This window comes from Aeromonas sp. QDB23 (assembly GCF_027707745.1).
Taxonomy (GTDB): Bacteria; Pseudomonadota; Gammaproteobacteria; order Enterobacterales; family Aeromonadaceae; genus Aeromonas; species Aeromonas allosaccharophila.
In genome coordinates this window covers 184,586-204,371 of sequence record NZ_JAPCJA010000001.1, presented here as the reverse complement: position 1 = coordinate 204,371, position 19,786 = coordinate 184,586, and the positions used below count along the sequence as shown (strand labels likewise).

Genomic DNA, 19,786 nt, shown 5'->3' with positions numbered 1-19,786 from the left:
CCGTTCCCGCCGCGCTGACGGTGCACGGAAGATTGCGATGAAGCGGGGCACTCCCTACTATTGGCGGCTATCTTCAATTTCATGCAGCAAATGCTGGAGCCCTCCATGAGACAGTTCGGCTTTTTCCTCGGCATCGCCATCGGTGTCATTTTGATTCTGTTCGGCAGCATCGTCATCTTCCAGGCGCTCCCTGCCGCACTGGATGTGCTGGAGATGCCAAGCCGCATCCCGTTCGTGCGCGAGGTCTACACCTGGCTGATGACCAGCGCCAACGGCCTGACCTCCCAGCTGGAGCAGAACTTCCTGGAAGCGTTCCAGACCGTGCTCAAGCTGATCCTGCTCATCACCTTCATGTGGGTCTGCGTCAAGCTGGTCAACATGGGAGTGCTGATTATCCGCGCCGGGGTTGATCTCATTCGCACCGCCATCGCCCACAGCGAAGGCCCGCACGACCAGAAGAAGCCGGATCAGCACGATCACTTCTGACTCTGCCGTGGTCGATAGATGTGAATGCTGCCGCTCCAAACCGGGGCGGCAGCGTTATATGCGCGGTATGAAGGCCCTTCCCTACCCCATAAATGCCCGATAACGCACCGGCTTTCCCTTGTGAATCAGCAAACTGCCCATATGTTGCATCACCTTGACATGGTTTGCGCCCCGCACTGCGGCTGCCCGGTTTCTATCCCGACCCCGTGCTCTGGTATAATCGACCACCTCTTTTCCCCGTTATGGAGCCTGTTCATGCCCAATCATGCAGAAAGTCCCCTTGAGGTTCGTCTCGACAAGTGGCTGTGGGCGGCCCGTTTCTACAAGACCCGCTCCGTGGCGCGGGATCAGATAGACGGGGGCAAGGTGCACTACAATGGTCAGCGCAGCAAACCGGGCAAACAGGTGGAAGTGGGTGCTCTGATCCGCTTCTGGCAGGGGCAGGACGAGCGCGAAGTGCGGGTGCTGGCCTTGAGCGAGCAGCGCAAATCAGCCCCGCTGGCCCAGCAGCTCTATGAAGAGACCGCCGAGAGCCTGAAAAAACGGGCCGAGAATAGCGAGGCGCGCCGCTTCAACAGCCAGTTTGCCCCCAGCCCCGAACGCCGCCCCGACAAGCAGGAGCGACGCCAGTTGCTCAAGGTCAAACAGTACTGACCGACCCCGATTTGATACCGGGCTGGCAGCAACCCCAGCCCGCCCGATTTACCTCACCGAAAAGCCAGGAATACATGATGAGCAACCAAGATCTGCTGTATCGCTATCTGTTTGAAGAGTACGAAGTGCGTGGCGAGCTGGTCCAGCTGGATCACACCTACCGCCACGTGGTGGAAGCCCAGAACTACCCGGTGCAGGTGCAAAAACTGCTGGGCGAGCTGCTGGTCGCCACCAGCCTGCTGACCGCCACCCTCAAGTTTGAAGGCTCCATCACCGTACAGCTGCAGGGCGATGGCCCGGTGCGTCTGGCCGTGATCAACGGTGACAACAACCAGCAACTGCGCGGTGTGGCCCGCTATGAAGGCGAGCTGCCGAGCGATGGCAAGCTGCAGAGCCTGATCGGCAATGGCCAGCTGATCATCACCATCACCCCGGAACAGGGCGAGCGCTATCAGGGCATCATCGCGCTGGACGCCGACACCCTGGCAGGCTGCCTGGAGCACTACTTCGCCCGCTCCGAACAGCTGGCCACCAAGTTGTGGATCCGCACCGGCTACCACGAAGGTGCGCCGCGCGCCGCCGGCATCATGCTGCAGGAGCTGCCTGCCCAAAGCGAGGATCACAGCAACGATTTCGATCACCTGACCCAGCTCACCAGCACCATCAAGGATGAAGAGCTGTTCGGGCTGGAAGCGGAAGAGATCCTCTACCGTCTCTACCATCAGGACAAGGTGCGAGTGTTCGATCCGCAGGCGGTCGAGTTCCGTTGCACCTGCTCCCGCGAGCGCTGCGAAGGGGCTCTGCTGCAGATAGAAAAGGAAGAGGTGATGGAGATGGTGCAGGAGCTCGGCAAGATCGACATGCACTGTGATTATTGCGGCGCCCAGTACCAATTTAATGGGATCGATGTCGAAACCCTGTTCAGCAGGGCTCCCGGCAATGATGCAAACCAGTTACACTAATTAAAGGCGGGCAAAACCCGCCTTTAACTTTAATAACAAAAAAATACCCTATTTTATAAAGTTTGATGGCGATCGCTAAACTCTACCACCTAAGTGATAGGATGACCGTCAGATAGAACCCTACCAACCTCTGAACCCAGGAGAATACAATGACAATCGTGGCAGAACCCACCCTGGCCCAACAATTAGGACTGGACCAGTACGGCATCACAAACAGCCAAGAAATCGTTCGCAACCCCTCTTACGACCAGCTTTTCGCGGAAGAGACACGTTCTGACCTAGAAGGGTTCGAGCGCGGTGTGGTGACCGAGCTGGGCGCCGTTAACGTCAACACCGGTATCTTCACCGGTCGCTCCCCTAAAGATAAATATATCGTCAAAGATGCCACTACCCAGAACACTGTATGGTGGTCTGACCAGGGTAAAAACGATAACAAAGCCATTAGCTCGGAAGTGTGGTCACATCTGAAAGCGCTGGTCACCAAACAGCTCTCCGGCAAACGCCTGTTTGTGGTCGACGGCTTCTGCGGTGCCAACCCGGATACCCGTCTGGCCGTGCGCGTCATCACCGAGGTGGCCTGGCAGGCTCACTTCGTGAAGAACATGTTCATCCGCCCGAGCGATGAAGAGCTGAAAACCTTCAAGCCTGACTTCGTGGTGATGAACGGTGCCAAGTGCACCAACCCGAACTGGAAGGAGCAGGGTCTCAACTCCGAGAACTTTGTTGCCTTCAACCTGACCGAGAAGATCCAGCTCATCGGCGGCACCTGGTACGGTGGCGAGATGAAGAAAGGGATGTTCTCGATGATGAACTACTTCCTGCCCCTGCGCGGCATTGCCTCCATGCACTGTTCCGCCAACGTGGGTCAGGACGACGACGTCGCCATCTTCTTCGGCCTCTCCGGCACCGGCAAAACCACCCTCTCCACCGATCCCAAGCGTCAGCTGATCGGCGATGACGAGCACGGCTGGGACGACGACGGCGTATTCAACTTCGAAGGTGGCTGCTACGCCAAGACCATCAAGCTCTCCGAAGAGGCAGAGCCGGACATCTACCACGCCATCCGTCGCGATGCGCTGCTGGAGAACGTGACCGTTGCTGCCGATGGCACCATCGACTTCGATGATGGCTCCAAGACCGAGAACACCCGCGTCTCCTACCCCATTTATCACATCGAAAACATCGTCAAGCCGGTCTCCAAGGCAGGTCACGCCACCAAGGTGATCTTCCTGACTGCCGACGCTTTCGGCGTACTGCCCCCGGTCTCCAAACTGACCAAGGAGCAGACCAAGTACCACTTCCTCTCTGGCTTCACCGCCAAACTGGCCGGTACCGAGCGCGGCATCACAGAGCCGACTCCGACCTTCTCCTCCTGCTTCGGCGCAGCCTTCCTCTCCCTGCACCCGACCAAGTACGGTCAGGAGCTGGTAAAACGGATGGAAGCGGCAGGTGCAGAAGCCTATCTGGTCAACACTGGCTGGAACGGCACCGGCAAGCGCATCTCCATCAAGGATACCCGCGCCATCATCGACGCCATCCTGGATGGCTCCATCGAGAAGGCCGAGACCAAGGTGCTGCCGATCTTCAATCTGGAGATCCCGACCGCGCTGCACGATGTGAACCCGGCGATCCTCGACCCGCGCGACACTTACGCCGACAAGGCCGAGTGGGATGCCAAGGCCGTCGATCTGGCAGGCCGTTTCATCAAGAACTTCGAGCGCTTCACCGATAACGATGAAGGCAAACGTCTGGTTGCGGCAGGCCCGCAGCTGTAACAGGCCCGCTTCGTATCAGTGACATCATGCCGGTCAGCCACGCTGACCGGCATTTTTGTTTTTGTGGAGCCCCGAACGCCGCCATCGCCCCCGTTAAAGGGGCCAAAACCTTGCCTTTGCCCATTGTGACAGGTTAGATTCAGCCAAACTTTATACAATATACAATTCTGTAACGCCCAATCGTGACCGGACCATGACCCCACCCTACAAGACCCGAACCCAGATGGTGATGGAAAACCTCCGTGGCCGGATCCTCCGTGGGGAGTTCCCCGCTGGCGCCCCCTTGCGTCAGGATGCCATAGCCAAAGAGCTGGCCGTGAGCCGCATCCCGGTGCGCGAAGCATTGATGCAGCTGGAGGCACAGGGGCTGGTCAAGTTCGAAGCCCATCGCGGCGCCGTGGTCACCATGCTGGACGCCTCGGCCATTGAAGAGCTCTTTTATTTGCGAGCGCTGCTGGAAGCCGATACCCTGTTTCACGCCGTCGACAAGATGACGGAAGCCACCTTCGCACAAGCGGAGGCGATCCTCGCCCAGTTTGATCACGCCCTGGAGTCAGGCACCCAGATCGAACATTGGGCCGAGTTGAACCACAGCTTTCACGCCACCCTCTATCAGGCAGCCGGTCGCCCCCAGGCACTTGAACTGATCGCCCAGATCAATCTGAGCTGTGACCGCTATGTCCGCTTCGAGCTGCTGTTTGCCAGCGACGGGGTGGACAAGGCGGAGCGTGAACACGCCCAATTGCTGAAACTGTGCCGCGCCCGGCGCAAGCACGAGGCGGTGGTGCTGCTCAGGCAGCATATCGAAGCAGCGGGCCAGTCGATCAAGCGGATCCTGGCCAGCAGCCATAAAAACTGAACACTCATATAGCAACCATCTGGCACTAACGACATGAATAATTTCGAGATAATTGAAACCCGCGTCGCCCAAGTCAGGGCCGAGCTGGCCATGCAGGAGTTGGACGCCTTTATCGTCCCCCACGATGATGAGCACCTCGGCGAGTACATCCCCGCCTATGCCGAGCGGCTTGACTGGATCACCGGTTTCAACGGCTCTGCCGGGGTCGCCATCATCATGGCCCAGCGGGCAGCCCTCTTTGTCGATGGTCGCTATACGGTGCAGGCGCGGATGCAAACTCCCGCCGAACTGTTCGAATTCCTCCACCTTATTGAAAATCCTCATGTGCAGTGGCTGGCCGAACAGCTGCCATCAGGCTCCCGGGTTGGCTTTGATGCCCGCCTGCACAGCCTGACCTGGTACAAGAACGCCAAGGCCGTGCTGGCCGACCGCGGTATCGAGCTGATCCGCGTCGAGCAGAACCCCATCGATCTGAACTGGAGCGATCGCCCGGAGCCGACCAAGAGCCCGGTCATCCTCTACAGCGAGGAGTTGGCGGGCCAGTCCAGCCAATCCAAACGTGAACAGCTGGCGGCCGACCTGCGCAAGCGCGGGCTGGATGCGGTGCTGCTGACCCAGGCCGAGCCCATCAACTGGCTGCTCAACCTGCGCGGCCGCGACATCGACCGGCTGCCGGTGGTGTTGGGCTTTGCGGTGCTCTACGCCAACACCAGCATGGATTTCTTCGTCGACACCGACAAAATTGACTGCTTCGCCTTTACCCAGCACGTGGGGCAGGATGTCTCCGTCTACCCCATCGACAAGCTGGGCGACGTGCTGCAACGCATCGGTGAAGATCAGCAGAAGGTGCTGGCAGATCCGGACAGCGCCAACGCCTGGACCCAGCTCGTCATGGAAGAGGCGGGCGCCATTCTGGTGGCAGGACAAGACCCCACCATGTTGCCGAAAGCGTGCAAGAACGAGATCGAGCTGACCGGTATGCGTGCCGCTCACCTGCGCGATGGCGTGGCCATGACCCGCTTCCTCGCCTGGCTGGATCGGCTGGTCGCCTCCGGCGAGTTCGAGGGGGTGGATGAAGGCACCCTGGCCGATCAGGTGGAAGCGTTCCGCCGCGAGCAGGAGCACTACGTCGAGCCGAGCTTCGATACCATCTCCGCACTCGGCCCCAACGCCGCCATGTGCCACTACCACCACACCAACGGCACCCCCCGTGCGTTCGGTCAGGACAGCCTCTATCTGCTGGACTCCGGCGCCCAGTATATGGATGGCACCACCGACATCACCCGCACCATCAAGGTGGGTGAGGTGAGCGACGAGCAGAAAGCGATGTTTACCCGGGTACTGCAGGGCCATATCGCGCTGGATCAGGCCCGCTTCCCCCGCGGCACCGCCGGTATCCAGCTCGACGTGCTGGCCCGCATGCCGCTGTGGCAAGCCGGTTACAACTACGACCACGGCACCGGCCACGGCGTCGGCCACTTCCTGAGTGTCCACGAAGGACCCCAGCGCATCGCGCCGAAAGGGAGCATGGTTGCCCTGCAACCTGGCATGGTGCTCTCCAACGAGCCGGGCTACTACCGTGAAGATGGCTTCGGCATCCGCTGCGAGAACCTGGTAGTCGTGACAGAGCTGGAACAGGTTGGCGAGCTGCCGATGCTGGGCTTCGAGCGTCTGACCTACGTGCCGTTCGATACCCGCCTGATCGACCGCAGCCTGCTGAGCCCGGCCGAATTCCGCTGGATCAACGAATACCATGTCGAGGTGTTCCGCCGCCTGAGCCCGCTGCTCGAAGGCGAGGATCTCGCCTGGCTGGAGCAGGCAACCAGCCTCATCTGATGACACAGGGCCTGCGGGCCCTGTTTTTTATCCCCCCTTTTGACCTGTATCAACACCCAAAGCGAGCAGGTCAGGAGAATGGCGGCCATGAAAAGTCATCATGCCAGCCCAGCCCGGGGCTCACACGCCGCAGCCAGCAAAAAGGCGAGTGACCATCCCAGACTCATGCGCGAGCAGCAGACGGTCAGCGCCATGATCCGCCTCTACTGCCAGCACCATCATCAGGATCCCCATTGCCGCCACTGTCGCCAGTTGCGGGATTTCGCCCATCAGCGCCTGCGTCGCTGCCGTTATGGCCACGGCCACAAACCCACCTGTGCCAACTGCAATATCCACTGCTACGCACCGGCGATGCGCAAACAGATCCAGCAGGTGATGAAGTGGAGCGGCCCGCGCATGTTGCTGCGCCACCCCTGGCTCACCCTCCGCCACCTGCTCGACGGCTTTCGCAAGGCCCCCAAACTGCCCCAGAGCCGCCCCCTGCCGCCATAACCGCCAATCCCTTGCATCCGGCAGGGGATGACCACTACCCTATGACTCCTTTTTTGCCGTTGACCCCAAGGTCAGCGGCGTTGCCGATTCGTTTGCTGCCAATGGAGTCCTGATGCACCACAACCCGCCCCTGCTACGCACCGCTACCCACCATGACATGCACGCCATCTGGCAGATCGATGCCAAGGTGTTTGGCGAAGATGTCTATCCCGCCTTCTTCTTCCGTCAGGCGATGGATTTGTGGCCCGAGTTGTTGCTGGTGGCCGAATACGAGGGGCAGCTGGTGGGGTATGTACTGGGGGGATTCGGTCAGGAGCGGTCGCAAGGCTGGGTGCTCTCGCTGGCGGTGCTGCCCGAGGCGCGCGGTTTCGGCCTCGCGGAGCGGATGATGCGCCAGATGGAGGCCAACCAGCAGGCGCTGCAGATCAGCGAACTGCGGCTCACGGTCGATCCGGCCAATCCGGCCCAGCGCCTCTACTACCGGCTCGGTTACATATTGCAGGCGGAAGTAGCCGACTATTTCGGCCCCGGAGAAGACCGTCTGCTGCTGGTTAAAACCCTCCCCGGTACAGCTGCGATTCAAGGACAAAACCGGTTACAGAACGCATAATTGGTTACATTTTGCCGATTTCATGTGTGACGGGGTTGGAGTAAAGTTCACTCATCAACCGGATTGTTCAAATTACGTGCAGCCCAGGAGGCCCACCATGTTGAAGCGTATGACCCTTATTGCCCTGCTGGCAGCGACCACCATCACCGGATGCGCCAACAGTGACGTTTACTCTGGCGATGTTTACACCAAAGACCGCGCCAAACAGGTGCAGACCGTCAGCTACGGCACCATCATCTCCACCCGCCCGGTGAAGATCCAGGCCGATGAGAACTCCCTGATGGGCACCATTGGCGGCGCCGTAGTCGGCGGCCTGCTGGGCAGCACTGTGGGTGGCGGCACCGGACGCGACATCGCAGCCGCAGGCGGCGCCATCGCCGGTGCAGCGGCAGGCAACGCCATCGGCAACAAGATGAATCAGGTCGACGGCGTCGAGCTGGAGATCAAGAAAGAGAATGGCGAAGCCATCGTGGTGGTGCAGAAAGCCAGCCCCACCTTCACCCCGGGCGCTCGCGTGCGCATGACCCAGGGCAATGGCAGCATCAACGTGGCCGTCGTGAACTAAGAGTGTGAACTCAGGCTTTGCAGCTCTCGAGTCATAAAAAAACCGCCGATCCCGGCGGTTTTTTGTTGTCTGAAGTTAGGGATTACATGCTGTAAGCCTTCTCGCCGTGGGAGGTGACATCCAGCCCTTCCCGCTCGGCATCGCCGTTCACCCGCAGACCCACCAGCATATCGACCGCCTTGAAGGCAATCGCCGCCACGGCACCGGACCAGAGGATGGTGACACCGACCCCGATGGCCTGGATCTTCACCTGAGTCAGGATGGAGTACCCCTCGGCAACCTGATTGGTGACATAGTCCCACACCCCGGTGCCGCCCAGATCCGGGCTGGCAAAGACGCCGGTCAGCAGGGCACCAAGAATGCCGCACACCCCGTGCACGCCAAACACGTCCAGACTGTCATCAGCACCCAGCAGGCGCTTGAGACCGTGGACACCCCACAGACCCGCCACGCCACTGATCAGGCCCATAATCAGACCACCGCCCACTCCGACGAAACCGGCTGCCGGGGTGATCACCACCAAACCGGACACCGCGCCAGAGGCCGCGCCCAGCAGGGAGGGACGCCCTTTCATCACCCACTCGGCCAGCGTCCATGACAGCGCTGCCGCAGCTGGCGCCACCCAGGTGTTGATAAAGGCGAGTGCGGCGATACCGTTGGCTTCCAGTGCGGAGCCGGCGTTGAAACCGAACCAGCCAAACCAGAGCAGGGAGGCGCCGATCATGGTCATGGTCAGGCTGTGCGGGGTCATGGGATCACGACCGTAGCCCAGACGCTTGCCCACCAGATAGGCCCCCACCAGACCCGCCACGGCGGCGTTGATGTGCACTACGGTGCCGCCGGCGAAGTCCAGCGCACCATGCTGGAACAGATAACCGGCAGTGGCGGTCGCGGTTGCGGCAGCCTCGGCGCTGGTATAGGCATCCGGACCCGCCCAGTACCACACCATGTGAGCCAGCGGGATGTAGGCGAAGGTGAACCAGATCACCGAGAAGAGCAGCACGGCGGCGAACTTGATGCGCTCGGCAAACGCCCCCACGATAAGGCCGCAGGTGATGGCGGCAAAGGCCCCCTGGAACACCACATAGATCAGCTCGCTGATCCCGACACCCTTGCTGAAGGTGGCGGCGATGGAGTCAGGCGTCACCCCCTTGAGCAGCACCTTGCTGAAGGAGCCGTAGAAATTGCCCCCCTCGGTAAAGGCCAGCGAATAGCCGTAGATCACCCAGAGCACGCAGATGAGGCAGAACAGGGTAAAGACCTGCATCAGCACACTCAGCATGTTTTTGGCCCGCACCAGACCACCGTAGAAGAGGGCCAGACCGGGGATCGACATCAGGATCACCAGCGCCGCCGAGAGCAGCATCCAGGTGTTGTCACCCTTGTTGATTGTCACGGCGGCAACCGGTGCCACCGCAGCCTGAACCTGAGCGACCTCTTCGGCCCAACTTGGGGTAACCAGCAAGGCAGGCAACATCGTCAGACCTGCCATCATCCATTTTTTGACCATAGAGCACTCTCCTTCCCTGTCGTACCGGTACGAGGCCGGCTCCGTTTCCCTGATTGAATCTGTGGCGAGCCGCAAGGTGTTGCAGCAACCCGCCAGAATCACACCCGTGCCCGGCACGGGGATATCTCTTGCTACCGCCTCATCACTGCGTCTGCCGCCGATGACCGCAAGAGACCGTCTGACAGATAAAAAGCATAAAGCGGGCCATAAATTTAAATCCTTTAAAATCATAAAATTAACTATCGACGAAACCCTGTTTGCACCAACATGGCGCACTGGCTGCGCCAACCCGCCCTGGGCCGCCCTGTCACAGGGCAGGCGATAACGTGCGCACCAGAAGTGCGCAAACCCGGAGCCAGCCCACAAGCTGACATCATCGATATCGCCTGCTGCGGGCCCGCTCGTTTACACTGACAGACCAGCCGCTTCCTGTTATCCGAGCACGGCATACCATTACGCAGCCCCTTGTTTGCAAGGTGATGGCAGGCCCAATCCGAGGAACACCATGCAGTTCGATCGTCTCGACATCAGACTCTCCCACTACCGCCATCTCGACCGGGAGCATCGTGCCCACATCACGCTGCTGGGGGGATTGATGCTGGTCATCATGGTCCTTCATCTGTTGCTGCTGCCCCATTTCCCGTTCGCTCGCCTTCATGTCATCAGCTTTGGCTTCGAGGGGATCAACTGGCTGACCATGCTGTTCCTGTTCTGGGTGGTGCAGTGCGCCCCTCTGCCCACCAGAACCTATCGCCTGCTCTGCTACGGCCTGATGTTGTGGATCATGGGGGCCACCGCCGACATCATGGACGAGTTGGTTGCCCAACCACTCTGGATCGCTATCTATGCCGAGGATCTGCTGCGCTCCAGCGGCATCCTGCTCAGCAGCATCGGCATCCTGAGCACCATGCACCACCTCTTTCACGTCAACGCTCAGCTCAGACAACAGGCGCTGTTTGACGATCTGACCCGGCTGCCAAACCGGCGCTACTTTCATCAGCAGCTGTTTCTGGAGCAGGGCGAGTGCCAGGGGCTCATTCTGCTGGATCTCGATCACTTCAAGGTGATCAATGACAACTACGGTCACGATATCGGGGATCGGGTGTTGCTGCAGTTTGGCGAGCTGTTGCAGCAGCACTGCCCGCCCGGGGCGCTGGCGGCCCGCATTGGCGGAGAGGAGTTTGCCCTGCTGCTGCCCGAAGCAAACGAAGCCCGATTACAGCAACTGGCCAACACCCTGCTGACGGCGACCCGCGCCATCGCCCCCGACCCGGCCCATCCCCTGACAGTCAGCCTGGGAGTAGGGGTCCGCGAGCCCAAGGAGTCGGCAGTCTCGCTGTTCAAGCGGGCGGATCAGGCGCTCTATGGCGCCAAGGAGGCGGGCAGAAATTGCGCCGTATGGGCAACCCCGGTCAATCACGGGACGTGAGCATCTGCCGGAGCAATGATGAGCACTGCAGCAAACATCCAGACAAAATGGGCCAGACGGCCCCTTTTTCCTGCATGAAATTGTGGCGGCTTAAAAGCGGAAGGTCAGACCGATATTGGCCTGCCACTGGGTCACCAGCTCGCCCCGTACCTTGAACACGCACTGCTCCGGGTTGCAGAGAAACTGGCTGCTGTCGTTGACCAGTGAGCCATAACCGCGCACCTCGGCACGCAGCGCCAGATGCTCGGCGAGGCGCGGTTGCACCCCGAGCGCCAGCGACATGGAGGGGGTCACCTCGCTGTCGTAGGCGGCGAAACGGGTCACCCCGATCCCGGCACCGATATAAGGTGCCATCAGGTTGTCAGAGAGGGTCAGCGCACCGGCAAAGTGCAGGGTATCGACCGTCAGGCGATCCGGCTGGTCGGGGGAGAGGGTGGTGGACTGGTGGCTATAGAGCAGCTCGATCATGCCGGGATCATCCACCTCCTTGCTGATAAAGAGGCCCCAACTGCCGGAGCTCTGCCCCTGCAGTGAATCGAGCGAGGCAGAAAGCGGCACCGGCTGCACCTCGTCGCTCTTCTCGAAGTCGATGGACGAGCTGTAGCCGAAAAACGGCGTCACCTGCCAACCGGATGTGGCCGCGCCCTCGGCACTCCAGACCTGCCCGAATGGCAGCAGCAGCCCCATTATCACGATCCTTGCTCTCTTCATCATCGATCCCTGAACTCAATGTGATTGTTCAAAGAGCATACCAGAGTCATCCTGCTCCAATCCTGGATGGCGGCTGTACCGGTTCGATTTCATGGCGGTGATCACACTCACCGGTTGCGCTGCAGGCCAGCACCACTGCCGCCGCTATGCGGCACCTACCACCATTCATCGACGGTTAACCTCTGCCACGTATGCTGGCGCCAAATCGGGTCATCGGGGCCCGTTATTACCACTCAGAAGGACATCAGGGAATGGTTGCCGCGCAACTCAACGACCCCAAAACCACCCTCGCGGATACCCTGCGGGCCACCGCGCATGCCATCGAAGAGAGCCATATCAGCCTGCGCCAGATGCTCGCACTGGTGGGTGAACAGGGCATGCTGCTGTTTTGCGTGCTGCTCACCGTCCCCTTCCTGCTGCCGGTCTCCATCCCCGGCGTCAGCACCCCGTTTGGCCTGCTGATCCTCTTTATCGGCATCGGCATCACCCTCAACCGGGTGCCCTGGCTGCCCGCCATGCTGATGGAGCGCCGCTTCGCCGCCGACCAGCTCAAGCCGACCTTGCACAAGGGGGCGGATCTGCTGGCACGGGTCGATCGCGTGATCCGCCCGCGTCTGCTGTTGCTGACCGGCAGCAACACGGTCAACCGCTGCAACGGCCTGCTGATCATGCTGGCCGCCCTGCTGCTGATGTTGCCCCTGGGCGCCATCCCGTTTACCAATGCCATGCCTGCCTGGGCCATCCTGCTGCTTGCCACCGGCATGTTGCAGCGGGACGGCCTGTTCGTCGCCAGCGGCTACCTGCTGGTGAGCGCGACTCTGGTCTGGTTCAGCGTGCTGGCCATCGGCTTGCTGATGGCGGGCCAGAGCGCCACCGGCCTGCTCGGCTAACCCCGATGCACAGAAAAAGGGCGACCAGATGGTCGCCCTTTTTGATTTGTGCGGGATACCGCCCGGTCAAAGCAGATCGTAGATAAGGGCCGAGATGGCAAGCAGCCCCATCACCAACACAAAAAGGGTACTCGGCCCGCGATAACGCTTGAGTGCGGGCAAGCGATAGATGGAGCAGGCCGGCAGCAGAAACAGGATCACCGCGATCAGCGGGCCACTGACGCGCTCGATGATGTCGAGCACATTGGGGTTCAGATAGGTGATGACGGCAGTCACCATAAACAGGATCACCGACGACACCCGGGCGATGGTCGACTCCCTGAGGGAGAGCCCCAGCCCCTGACAGGCACCGCTCACCATGCTCACCGTCCCCTCACTCACCCCCATGGAAGTGCCGAGGAAGGATTTGGACATGGCCAGAATGGCGATGAGCGGCCCCACATAGGCGATCAGCGGGTTGGAGAACTTGTTCGCCAGCGCCGACAGCACCGAGATATTGTCGGTACGGGCCAGCGCCATCTCGGCCTGACTCAGGCTCATCACGCAGCTCACCACGAAAAAGAGCACGCTGCCGCAAATCAGCATGCTGCTGCACTTGATGATCCGCTTGGCGCGCCGATCGGCACTCTCCTGACAACGCTTCTTCTGCGCCGCACTGAAGGAGGAAATAATGGGCGCATGGCTAAAGGAGAACACCATCACCGGCACGATCAGCCAGAGGGATTTCCAGAATGCCGGATCACGCCAGTCCACCGCCTGACTTTCGGAAAAATAGGAGAGGCTCCACTGGGGCAACAGATAGATGGAGAGGCCAATCAGAAAGGCGACCATCGGCAGTGCCAGCACGCTGATGGCCGACACCACGATCTGTTTGCCAGCCAGCAGGATTAGATGCAGACCCAGCATCACCCCCAGCACCAGCAGGCCACGCGGCAGCTCGGCGTTGCCCAGTTGGTGGACCACGAAGCTCTGGATCGCATTGGTGATGGAGATGCTGTAGACCAGAATGATGGGGTAGAAGGCCATCAGATAGACCAGCATCAGCAGCTTGCCCGCCTTGGCACCGAAGTGCTCCTCCACCACATGGGTGATGTCCCCTTCCCGATGGGAGCTGGAGAGCACAAAGCGGCTCAATGCCCGGTGGGAATAATATGAGAGCGGAAAAGCCAGCAATAATATAAACAGCAAAATAACCGGGGAATTACTGCCAACAGTAATAGGGAGAAATAACGTACCGGCACCAACAGCCGTGGCATATAAGCCCATGGTCCATACCGAATCGCTTTTCTCCCATTTCAATTTTGAAACAGGGTTACTCTTTTCAGCAATAGAAACACTCATTGCAATATATACCTTATTAGTCTGTCATCATTATTTTTATTGGCCCGAATAACAGGCTGGAGATATGTCATTGCATATCGCCCTGTACATGAAAAAACAACGCCGCCAGCGGCCAACAGGGCCACAGGAGGAAGACGGAGCTGCCACGCTACCATCGTTGAAATCGCTATCCGGGTCAAGGTTAATAATTCATGACTGTTTGAATCGGATTGTTTCAAAAGAGAGCGAGATGTATCACATCCGTCACCCAAAACCCGATTCAAGTCTGTTTGATAACATACCGATAAAACCTCATCCTGTTGCCCAACAACACAAATAAGACCAGCGATCAGGCCGATAATATTAACACCTTAGCCAGTGGAATATGAGTGAAATAATACGGCGAACTTTTCCACTAATTGACAGTGATGTCAGCCAAATTATTGATGGCAAAAGGACAGGTCATTTCTGGCCAATAACAAGGCCGGGAGGCTCAGCGTGCCGGGCAGTGCGCCACCCGGTTGCGCCCTGCCCGCTTGGCCCGGTAGAGCCACTCATCGGCCCGAGCCAGCGCCTGATTGATCTCCTCCTCCGGCAGCACCAGGGTAGTGCCCAGACTGACTGTCATGGCGACCGGATCGGCAGGCAGTGCTTCGACGGCGGCGCGGATCTGCTCCGCCATCTGTTGCAAACCGGCGTCATCGATCCGTGGCAGCAGGATCAGAAACTCCTCACCACCGCTGCGCACAAAGAGATCGTCTGCCCGCAACAGGGCATCGATGCAGCCACTGAAGCGCTGCAACGCCCGATCTCCCTGCTGATGACCGTAACGATCGTTGATCTGCTTGAAGTGATCGATGTCGAGCATGATAAGGCCGCAGGGCTCATCCCCTGCCCGCAACTGCTGACAGTGCTCGAAGAAGAAACGGCGGTTGTAGAGGCCGGTCAGCTGGTCGGTTTCACTCTGACGCAGCAGTCTCTGCTGCAACTCGAACTGACGGGTGATATTGCGGGTCACCCAAGCCACCGCCCGCTTGCCGTCATAGAGGGAGGGCAACGGCGCAATCTTGCCCTCGAAACGCTGCACCCCTTGCGGCCCGACGGCGGCATTGATCCCCCCCACCTCGGCTGCGGAGAGCTCATACTCCACCACCCGCACCTGACCGCTTGCCAGCGACTCGGCCACCTGCGCCTTGACCCACATGGCCATCTCGGGCGGCAACACATCGGCCAGCTGTTTGCCCGCCAGCGGATTGCCATCGTGATAGGATTGCTGCTCCATGCCGCCGATATATTCCACGTAATAGCCATCTTCACTGAGGATAAAGATAGGGTCTGGCAGTTGGGCCATCACTTCATAAAGCTGGGTTACCGAAAGCGCCACGGAGACTCCTGTACTTCAGCATCAAACAGGGGGGAGATATTCTGCCTCAAGAGGACTCAACTGCCCTCATCGCCCCAGATGGTTAATTTACCGCCACAGCCAACAATCCTTTACATCTAGCCGCCCGTCAACATCTCGGCCAACACCGATTGCCAGCTCGCGCCGCCTCCCGACCCGGCGCTCGCTCACAGTGGCGAAAGTGCCCTCATCCGGTCGCGGATATCCCATTGTTTCAACTCACAAGTTCATTTACGCTGGCCGTCCTGAGTCCAGTTTTTAGCTCATCAGCCATCAGGGAGCCAGCCACCCGCAACCGCAGGGGCTGTACCACGGAAAAGGAATCGCCAGATGAAAAACGCCATCGTCACCGCCCGCTTCGACGCCATCAGCACCGAAGGGGAACAGCTCGTCCTCAAGATCGCCATCAAGGCCCCCGAGCCGGATCCCAAGTCCGCCAGCGGTGACTGGCGCTGCAAGGTGAAGCTGGCGGGGCTGAGCGACAAGACTTTCATCTACGGTGTCGACAGCCTGCAGGCCCTGAGCCTCGCCATCAAATTTGTCGAAACCGAGCTGCGCGCCTTCTCCGATGCGGGCTGGCAATTCTATCTGCCCAATTGCCCAGATCACCCCATCGACATGAGCGCCTGCTACTTCCCGGCGCTCTAGCCCGGCCCATCCAAGGAGACCAGATGCACGGACCCGATCCCGCCAATCCCCACCCCATGAACGGCTTCCCCCAAGTGTGCTTTATCAAGAACACCATCAAGGGGCCCAATATCGAGGTGGGTGACTACACCTATTACGACGACCCGGAGGATTCGGCGGGCTTCGAGCGCAACGTCCTCTACCACTTCCCCTTCGTCGGCGACAAGCTGATCATCGGCAAGTTCTGCGCCATCGCCCGCGGGGTGAAGTTCATCATGAACGGCGCCAACCACCAGACCTCCGGCTTCTCCACCTACCCCTTCTTTATCTTCGGCAACGGCTGGGAGCATGCCGCACCCGCCCCGGGCAGCCTCCCCTACAAGGGCGATACCATCATCGGCAACGATGTCTGGATTGGCTATGACGCCCTGATCATGCCGGGGGTAAAGGTCGGCAACGGCGCCATCATCGCCGCCCGCTCCGTGATCACCGGTGACGTACCCGACTACGCCGTGGTCGGCGGCAACCCCGCCAAAGTGATCCGCTACCGCTTCGACGACGACACCATAGCCCGTCTCAACGCCGTCGCCTGGTGGGACTGGCCGGTGGAACAGATCAGCCGCAACCTACCGCTCATCAGCGGTGGCGAGATAGCCGCGCTGGAAGCGGCAACCCATTAGAGACAACCACCACGACAACAACATGACCCCGCAAGATAGTAGAAACAACAAAGGGCGCCTTGTCGGCGCCCTTTGGCTTGATCGATCTTGCTGAAGCCTGCTGGCTTGGGCTGGCTATCAACCGGTGTTGCGCATCCCTGCGGCAATACCGGCGATGGTGACCATCAGCGCCTTGTCCAGCTCGGGGTGCAGGGTCTCCGGGTGGTTGCGGGAGCGGTTGAGCAGCTCGGCCTGCAACACGTTGAGCGGGTCGGTGTAGGGGTTGCGCAGCTTGATGGACTCCTTGATCCACGGCTGATCCTCCAGCAGATCACCGCGCGGGCTCAGTTTCAGCACTACTTCGATGGATTCGGCGAGCTCCTGACGCAGCTGTTTGCCAAGGCCCCACAGCTCCTGCGGCACCAGACGGGTGTCGTAGTACTCGGCGAGCCAGACGTCCGCCTTGAGGAACACCATCTCCAGCATTTCGAGGCGAGTGCGGAAGAAGGGCCACTGGGCGCTCATCTCTTCCAGCACCGCCAGCTTGCCGCCGTCGATGGCCTGTTGCAGCGCCTTGTGGGCACCGAGCCAGGCCGGCAGCATCAGGCGGTTCTGGGTCCAGGCGAAGATCCACGGAATGGCGCGCAGGCTCTCGACGCCGCCGTTGGGCTTGCGCTTGGAGGGACGGGAGCCGAGCGGCAGCTTGCCGAGCTCCATCTCCGGGGTGGCGGCACGGAAGTAAGGGACGAAGTCCGGATGACCGCGCACAATACTGCGGTAATGCTCGCAGGAGTCATCGGCCAACTGTTCCATCACCTCACGCCAGCACTCTTTCGGCTTGGGCGGCGGCAGCAGGTTCCCTTCCAGCACGGCACTGGTGTAGAGCTCCAGACTCTTGATCGCCACTTTCGGCAGACCGAACTTGAAGCGGATCATCTCCCCCTGTTCGGTGGTACGCAGACCGCCGCGCAGGGATCCCGGCGGCTGGGAGAGGATGGCCTGATGGGCAGGCGCACCACCACGACCGACGGTACCGCCACGGCCATGGAACAGGGTGAGGCGGATATTGTTGGCTTCGGCCAGCCCCACCAGGGATTCCATGGCGGCGTACTGGGCCCAGCCAGCGGCCATCATGCCCGCATCCTTGGCAGAGTCGGAGTAACCGATCATCACGTACTGGCGGCCCTGAATGTAACCGCGATACCAGTCCACCGAGAGCAGACGCTCCATCACGGCGGTGCCTGCCATCAGGTCGTCCTGGGTTTCAAACAGCGGGGCAACCGGCATGCGGAACGTGCAGCCCGCCTCCTTGAGCAGCAGTTGCACCGACAGCACATCGGACGGCGCACCGGCCATGGAGATGATGTAGATGCCGAACGCATCGGGGTCGTGCCGGGCGATGACCTGACAGGTATCCAGCGTCTCGCGCACCTCGGCGCTCGGCTCCCAGTCGTGGGGAATGAGCGGGCGGCGGGAGCTTAACTCAGTGAGCAGGAAGGCCTGCTTGTCATCTTCGCTCCACTCGGCGTAGTCACCCAGACCCAGATAGCGGGTCAGCTCGGAGAAGACCAGCCCGTGGCGCTCGCCATCCTGACGGATATCGAGCTTGACCAGATGGATGCCGAAACAGGCAACCTTGCGCAGCACGTCCAGCAGCATGCCATCGGCGATGTTGCCCATGCCGCAGGCGTGCAATGAGTGGTAGCAGAGCTCCAGCGGCTCGCGCAGCTGGGCGGTGGTGGTGATCAGGTCGCGGCTCTCGCTCACCTGCCCCTGCACCTTGGCGGTGAGGTGCTCCTTGGTTTCACGCAGCGCTTCGCGCAGCTCGCGCACCAGCGCACGGTAGGGCTCGGGGTGATCGCCAACGCGGGCGCGCACGGCGTCGGTGCAGTCTGACATGGAGAGCTCGGAGGTGAGCTCCTTGATGTCTTTGTAGAACAGGCTCACCGCCATCCAGCGGCCCAGCTCCAGCACTTCGGCAGTCACCTTGGCGGTGACGAAGGGGTTGCCGTCGCGGTCACCGCCCATCCAGGAGGTGAACTTGACCGGCGCGGCATCCAGCGGCAGCCGCACACCCAGATGGTGTTGCAGACGCTCGTCCAGATTGCGCATGAATTCGGGAATGGCTGGCCACAGGCTGTTCTCCACCACAGCGAAGCCCCACTTGGCCTCGTCAACCGGAGTCGGGCGCTGTTCGCGGATCTCGTTGGTGTGCCACGCCTGATTGATGAGCTGCTCGATGCGATTGAGAATTTTGTCCCGCTCACGGGGCAGCAGGTCGGAGAGCTCCAGCGCTTCGAGGCAGTCGTTGAGCTGCACGTGCTTGTGGATCAGGGTGCGACGGGTCACCTCGGTCGGGTGAGCGGTCAGCACCAGATCGATATCCAGCTCGCGCACGGCCTGAATGATGGCCTCTTGCGACAGGTTGGAGGCTTTCAGTTTGTCGAACATCTGCTCCAGCGGATCCGGGGTGCAGACCTGCTCTTCACAGCGACGGGAGATGGTGTGGAACTGTTCCGCCACGTTGGCCAGATTGAGGAACTGGCTGAAGGCGCGGGCCACCGGCAGCAGTTCGTCATCACTCAGGGTGCGCAGGGTATCGAGCAGACGTTCCCGGTCTGATTCATTGCCCTTGCGGGAGGACTTGGCCAATTGGCGAATGGTTTCGATCTTGTCGAGAAAGGCCTGACCCTGATGATCCTTGATGGATTTACCCAGCAGCTGACCCAGCATGCCTACGTTGGCGCGTAGTGCGGCGTACTTTTCGTTCATTCCACATCCTTATCTTGTTGGTGCCTGACACCCATCCGGGGTGCAAGACGACCTCACTTATTGTTGTGCGATTACAACATATGCTCCGTCATCTTAGGGTGACAATCTACCCAGATTGTCTGCGCAAGGTCAAATAACAGGCCGATTCAGAACATGTATTTCCATCACCACTCCACAACCGGCTTGTTATGTAACTTACTTACAGTTTTACGCCCCTTTCATCGCCG

19 protein-coding genes are annotated in these 19,786 nt (G+C 60.2%); 14 read left to right on the top strand and 5 right to left on the bottom strand.

Annotated elements, in window-relative coordinates; translation table 11 throughout:
* The first annotated feature begins 105 nt into the window (after positions 1–105).
* The 9 genes from PG888_RS00965 (at position 106) to PG888_RS00925 (ending at position 8,239) form a co-directional block, all read left to right on the top strand.
* Positions 106–486, top strand: coding sequence for a hypothetical protein (locus PG888_RS00965; protein WP_042655745.1), 381 nt, complete (start codon positions 106–108; stop codon positions 484–486).
* A gap of 255 nt (positions 487–741) precedes the next feature.
* Positions 742–1,140 carry a ribosome-associated heat shock protein Hsp15 gene (gene hslR / locus PG888_RS00960; RefSeq protein WP_042062186.1) on the top strand — a complete coding sequence of 133 codons (399 nt, stop codon included), beginning with the start codon at positions 742–744 and terminating at the stop codon, positions 1,138–1,140.
* A gap of 77 nt (positions 1,141–1,217) precedes the next feature.
* Positions 1,218–2,102 carry an Hsp33 family molecular chaperone HslO gene (gene hslO / locus PG888_RS00955; protein WP_042062184.1) on the top strand — a complete coding sequence of 295 codons (885 nt, stop codon included), beginning with the start codon at positions 1,218–1,220 and terminating at the stop codon, positions 2,100–2,102.
* A gap of 149 nt (positions 2,103–2,251) precedes the next feature.
* Complete coding sequence (pckA, locus tag PG888_RS00950) at positions 2,252–3,877, top strand: phosphoenolpyruvate carboxykinase (ATP) (protein ID WP_270692466.1); 1,626 nt, start codon at positions 2,252–2,254, stop codon at positions 3,875–3,877.
* A gap of 193 nt (positions 3,878–4,070) precedes the next feature.
* Positions 4,071–4,736 carry a GntR family transcriptional regulator gene (locus PG888_RS00945; protein ID WP_270692468.1) on the top strand — a complete coding sequence of 222 codons (666 nt, stop codon included), beginning with the start codon at positions 4,071–4,073 and terminating at the stop codon, positions 4,734–4,736.
* 33 nt (positions 4,737–4,769) lie between these two features.
* Positions 4,770–6,572, top strand: coding sequence for an aminopeptidase P family protein (locus PG888_RS00940; RefSeq protein ID WP_005355029.1), 1,803 nt, complete (start codon positions 4,770–4,772; stop codon positions 6,570–6,572).
* 87 nt (positions 6,573–6,659) lie between these two features.
* Positions 6,660–7,064 carry a nitrous oxide-stimulated promoter family protein gene (locus tag PG888_RS00935; protein WP_005340128.1) on the top strand — a complete coding sequence of 135 codons (405 nt, stop codon included), beginning with the start codon at positions 6,660–6,662 and terminating at the stop codon, positions 7,062–7,064.
* Positions 7,065–7,176: 112 nt separating this feature from the next.
* Positions 7,177–7,674 (top strand): GNAT family N-acetyltransferase, encoded by a 498-nt coding sequence (locus tag PG888_RS00930; protein WP_270692469.1) that lies wholly within the window; start codon positions 7,177–7,179, stop codon positions 7,672–7,674.
* A 97-nt stretch (positions 7,675–7,771) separates the two neighbouring features.
* On the top strand, positions 7,772–8,239 hold the full coding sequence (locus PG888_RS00925; protein WP_069554244.1) for a glycine zipper 2TM domain-containing protein: 468 nt from the start codon (positions 7,772–7,774) through the stop codon (positions 8,237–8,239).
* An 82-nt stretch (positions 8,240–8,321) separates the two neighbouring features.
* On the opposite strand, the gene amt is transcribed toward PG888_RS00925, so the two are convergent.
* Positions 8,322–9,749, bottom strand: a complete 1,428-nt coding sequence (gene amt / locus PG888_RS00920; RefSeq protein WP_042655723.1) for an ammonium transporter — start codon at positions 9,747–9,749, stop codon at positions 8,322–8,324.
* Between the two features lie 76 nt (positions 9,750–9,825).
* Here amt and PG888_RS00915 point away from each other — a divergent pair, with 76 nt between their 5' ends.
* Together PG888_RS00915 and PG888_RS00910 are read left to right on the top strand one after the other, a co-directional pair.
* Positions 9,826–10,074, top strand: coding sequence for a hypothetical protein (locus PG888_RS00915; RefSeq protein WP_270692471.1), 249 nt, complete (start codon positions 9,826–9,828; stop codon positions 10,072–10,074).
* Between the two features lie 180 nt (positions 10,075–10,254).
* Positions 10,255–11,178 (top strand): GGDEF domain-containing protein, encoded by a 924-nt coding sequence (locus tag PG888_RS00910; RefSeq protein WP_234604020.1) that lies wholly within the window; start codon positions 10,255–10,257, stop codon positions 11,176–11,178.
* Between the two features lie 90 nt (positions 11,179–11,268).
* Here the strand turns inward: PG888_RS00910 and PG888_RS00905 are convergent, their stop codons facing one another.
* Positions 11,269–11,889 carry an outer membrane beta-barrel protein gene (locus tag PG888_RS00905; protein ID WP_270692472.1) on the bottom strand — a complete coding sequence of 207 codons (621 nt, stop codon included), beginning with the start codon at positions 11,887–11,889 and terminating at the stop codon, positions 11,269–11,271.
* Between the two features lie 251 nt (positions 11,890–12,140).
* On the opposite strand from PG888_RS00905, the gene PG888_RS00900 reads away from it, so the two are divergent.
* A complete protein-coding gene (locus PG888_RS00900) occupies positions 12,141–12,779 on the top strand; it encodes an exopolysaccharide biosynthesis protein (RefSeq protein WP_270692473.1) in 639 nt (212 codons plus the stop codon).
* Between the two features lie 66 nt (positions 12,780–12,845).
* On the opposite strand, the gene PG888_RS00895 is transcribed toward PG888_RS00900, so the two are convergent.
* Both PG888_RS00895 and PG888_RS00890 read right to left on the bottom strand, forming a co-directional pair.
* On the bottom strand, positions 12,846–14,120 hold the full coding sequence (locus PG888_RS00895) for an amino acid permease (protein WP_333563351.1): 1,275 nt from the start codon (positions 14,118–14,120) through the stop codon (positions 12,846–12,848).
* A gap of 472 nt (positions 14,121–14,592) precedes the next feature.
* Positions 14,593–15,483, bottom strand: coding sequence for a sensor domain-containing diguanylate cyclase (locus PG888_RS00890; protein ID WP_270692475.1), 891 nt, complete (start codon positions 15,481–15,483; stop codon positions 14,593–14,595).
* Between the two features lie 348 nt (positions 15,484–15,831).
* Here PG888_RS00890 and PG888_RS00885 point away from each other — a divergent pair, with 348 nt between their 5' ends.
* On the top strand, positions 15,832–16,149 hold the full coding sequence (locus PG888_RS00885) for a DUF6968 family protein (RefSeq protein WP_139734505.1): 318 nt from the start codon (positions 15,832–15,834) through the stop codon (positions 16,147–16,149).
* 23 nt (positions 16,150–16,172) lie between these two features.
* A complete protein-coding gene (locus tag PG888_RS00880; RefSeq protein ID WP_182938358.1) occupies positions 16,173–16,808 on the top strand; it encodes a Vat family streptogramin A O-acetyltransferase in 636 nt (211 codons plus the stop codon).
* A 117-nt stretch (positions 16,809–16,925) separates the two neighbouring features.
* On the opposite strand, the gene ppc is transcribed toward PG888_RS00880, so the two are convergent.
* The gene (ppc, locus tag PG888_RS00875; protein ID WP_270692476.1) at positions 16,926–19,559 is read right to left on the bottom strand and encodes a phosphoenolpyruvate carboxylase; all 2,634 of its coding nucleotides are present in this window, start codon (positions 19,557–19,559) and stop codon (positions 16,926–16,928) included.
* Positions 19,560–19,786: the final 227 nt, after the last annotated feature.

Coding starts and splice junctions, on each gene's coding strand:
- hslR (WP_042062186.1), top strand. CDS start 742: ATGCCCAATCATGCAGAAAGTCCCCTTGAGGTTCGTCTCGACAAGTGG.
- PG888_RS00940 (WP_005355029.1), top strand. CDS start 4,770: ATGAATAATTTCGAGATAATTGAAACCCGCGTCGCCCAAGTCAGGGCC.
- PG888_RS00900 (WP_270692473.1), top strand. CDS start 12,141: ATGGTTGCCGCGCAACTCAACGACCCCAAAACCACCCTCGCGGATACC.
- PG888_RS00945 (WP_270692468.1), top strand. CDS start 4,071: ATGACCCCACCCTACAAGACCCGAACCCAGATGGTGATGGAAAACCTC.
- PG888_RS00925 (WP_069554244.1), top strand. CDS start 7,772: ATGTTGAAGCGTATGACCCTTATTGCCCTGCTGGCAGCGACCACCATC.
- PG888_RS00965 (WP_042655745.1), top strand. CDS start 106: ATGAGACAGTTCGGCTTTTTCCTCGGCATCGCCATCGGTGTCATTTTG.
- hslO (WP_042062184.1), top strand. CDS start 1,218: ATGAGCAACCAAGATCTGCTGTATCGCTATCTGTTTGAAGAGTACGAA.
- pckA (WP_270692466.1), top strand. CDS start 2,252: ATGACAATCGTGGCAGAACCCACCCTGGCCCAACAATTAGGACTGGAC.
- PG888_RS00905 (WP_270692472.1), bottom strand. CDS start 11,889: ATGAAGAGAGCAAGGATCGTGATAATGGGGCTGCTGCTGCCATTCGGG.
- PG888_RS00895 (WP_333563351.1), bottom strand. CDS start 14,120: ATGAGTGTTTCTATTGCTGAAAAGAGTAACCCTGTTTCAAAATTGAAA.
- PG888_RS00930 (WP_270692469.1), top strand. CDS start 7,177: ATGCACCACAACCCGCCCCTGCTACGCACCGCTACCCACCATGACATG.
- PG888_RS00935 (WP_005340128.1), top strand. CDS start 6,660: ATGAAAAGTCATCATGCCAGCCCAGCCCGGGGCTCACACGCCGCAGCC.
- PG888_RS00885 (WP_139734505.1), top strand. CDS start 15,832: ATGAAAAACGCCATCGTCACCGCCCGCTTCGACGCCATCAGCACCGAA.
- amt (WP_042655723.1), bottom strand. CDS start 9,749: ATGGTCAAAAAATGGATGATGGCAGGTCTGACGATGTTGCCTGCCTTG.
- ppc (WP_270692476.1), bottom strand. CDS start 19,559: ATGAACGAAAAGTACGCCGCACTACGCGCCAACGTAGGCATGCTGGGT.
- PG888_RS00880 (WP_182938358.1), top strand. CDS start 16,173: ATGCACGGACCCGATCCCGCCAATCCCCACCCCATGAACGGCTTCCCC.
- PG888_RS00910 (WP_234604020.1), top strand. CDS start 10,255: ATGCAGTTCGATCGTCTCGACATCAGACTCTCCCACTACCGCCATCTC.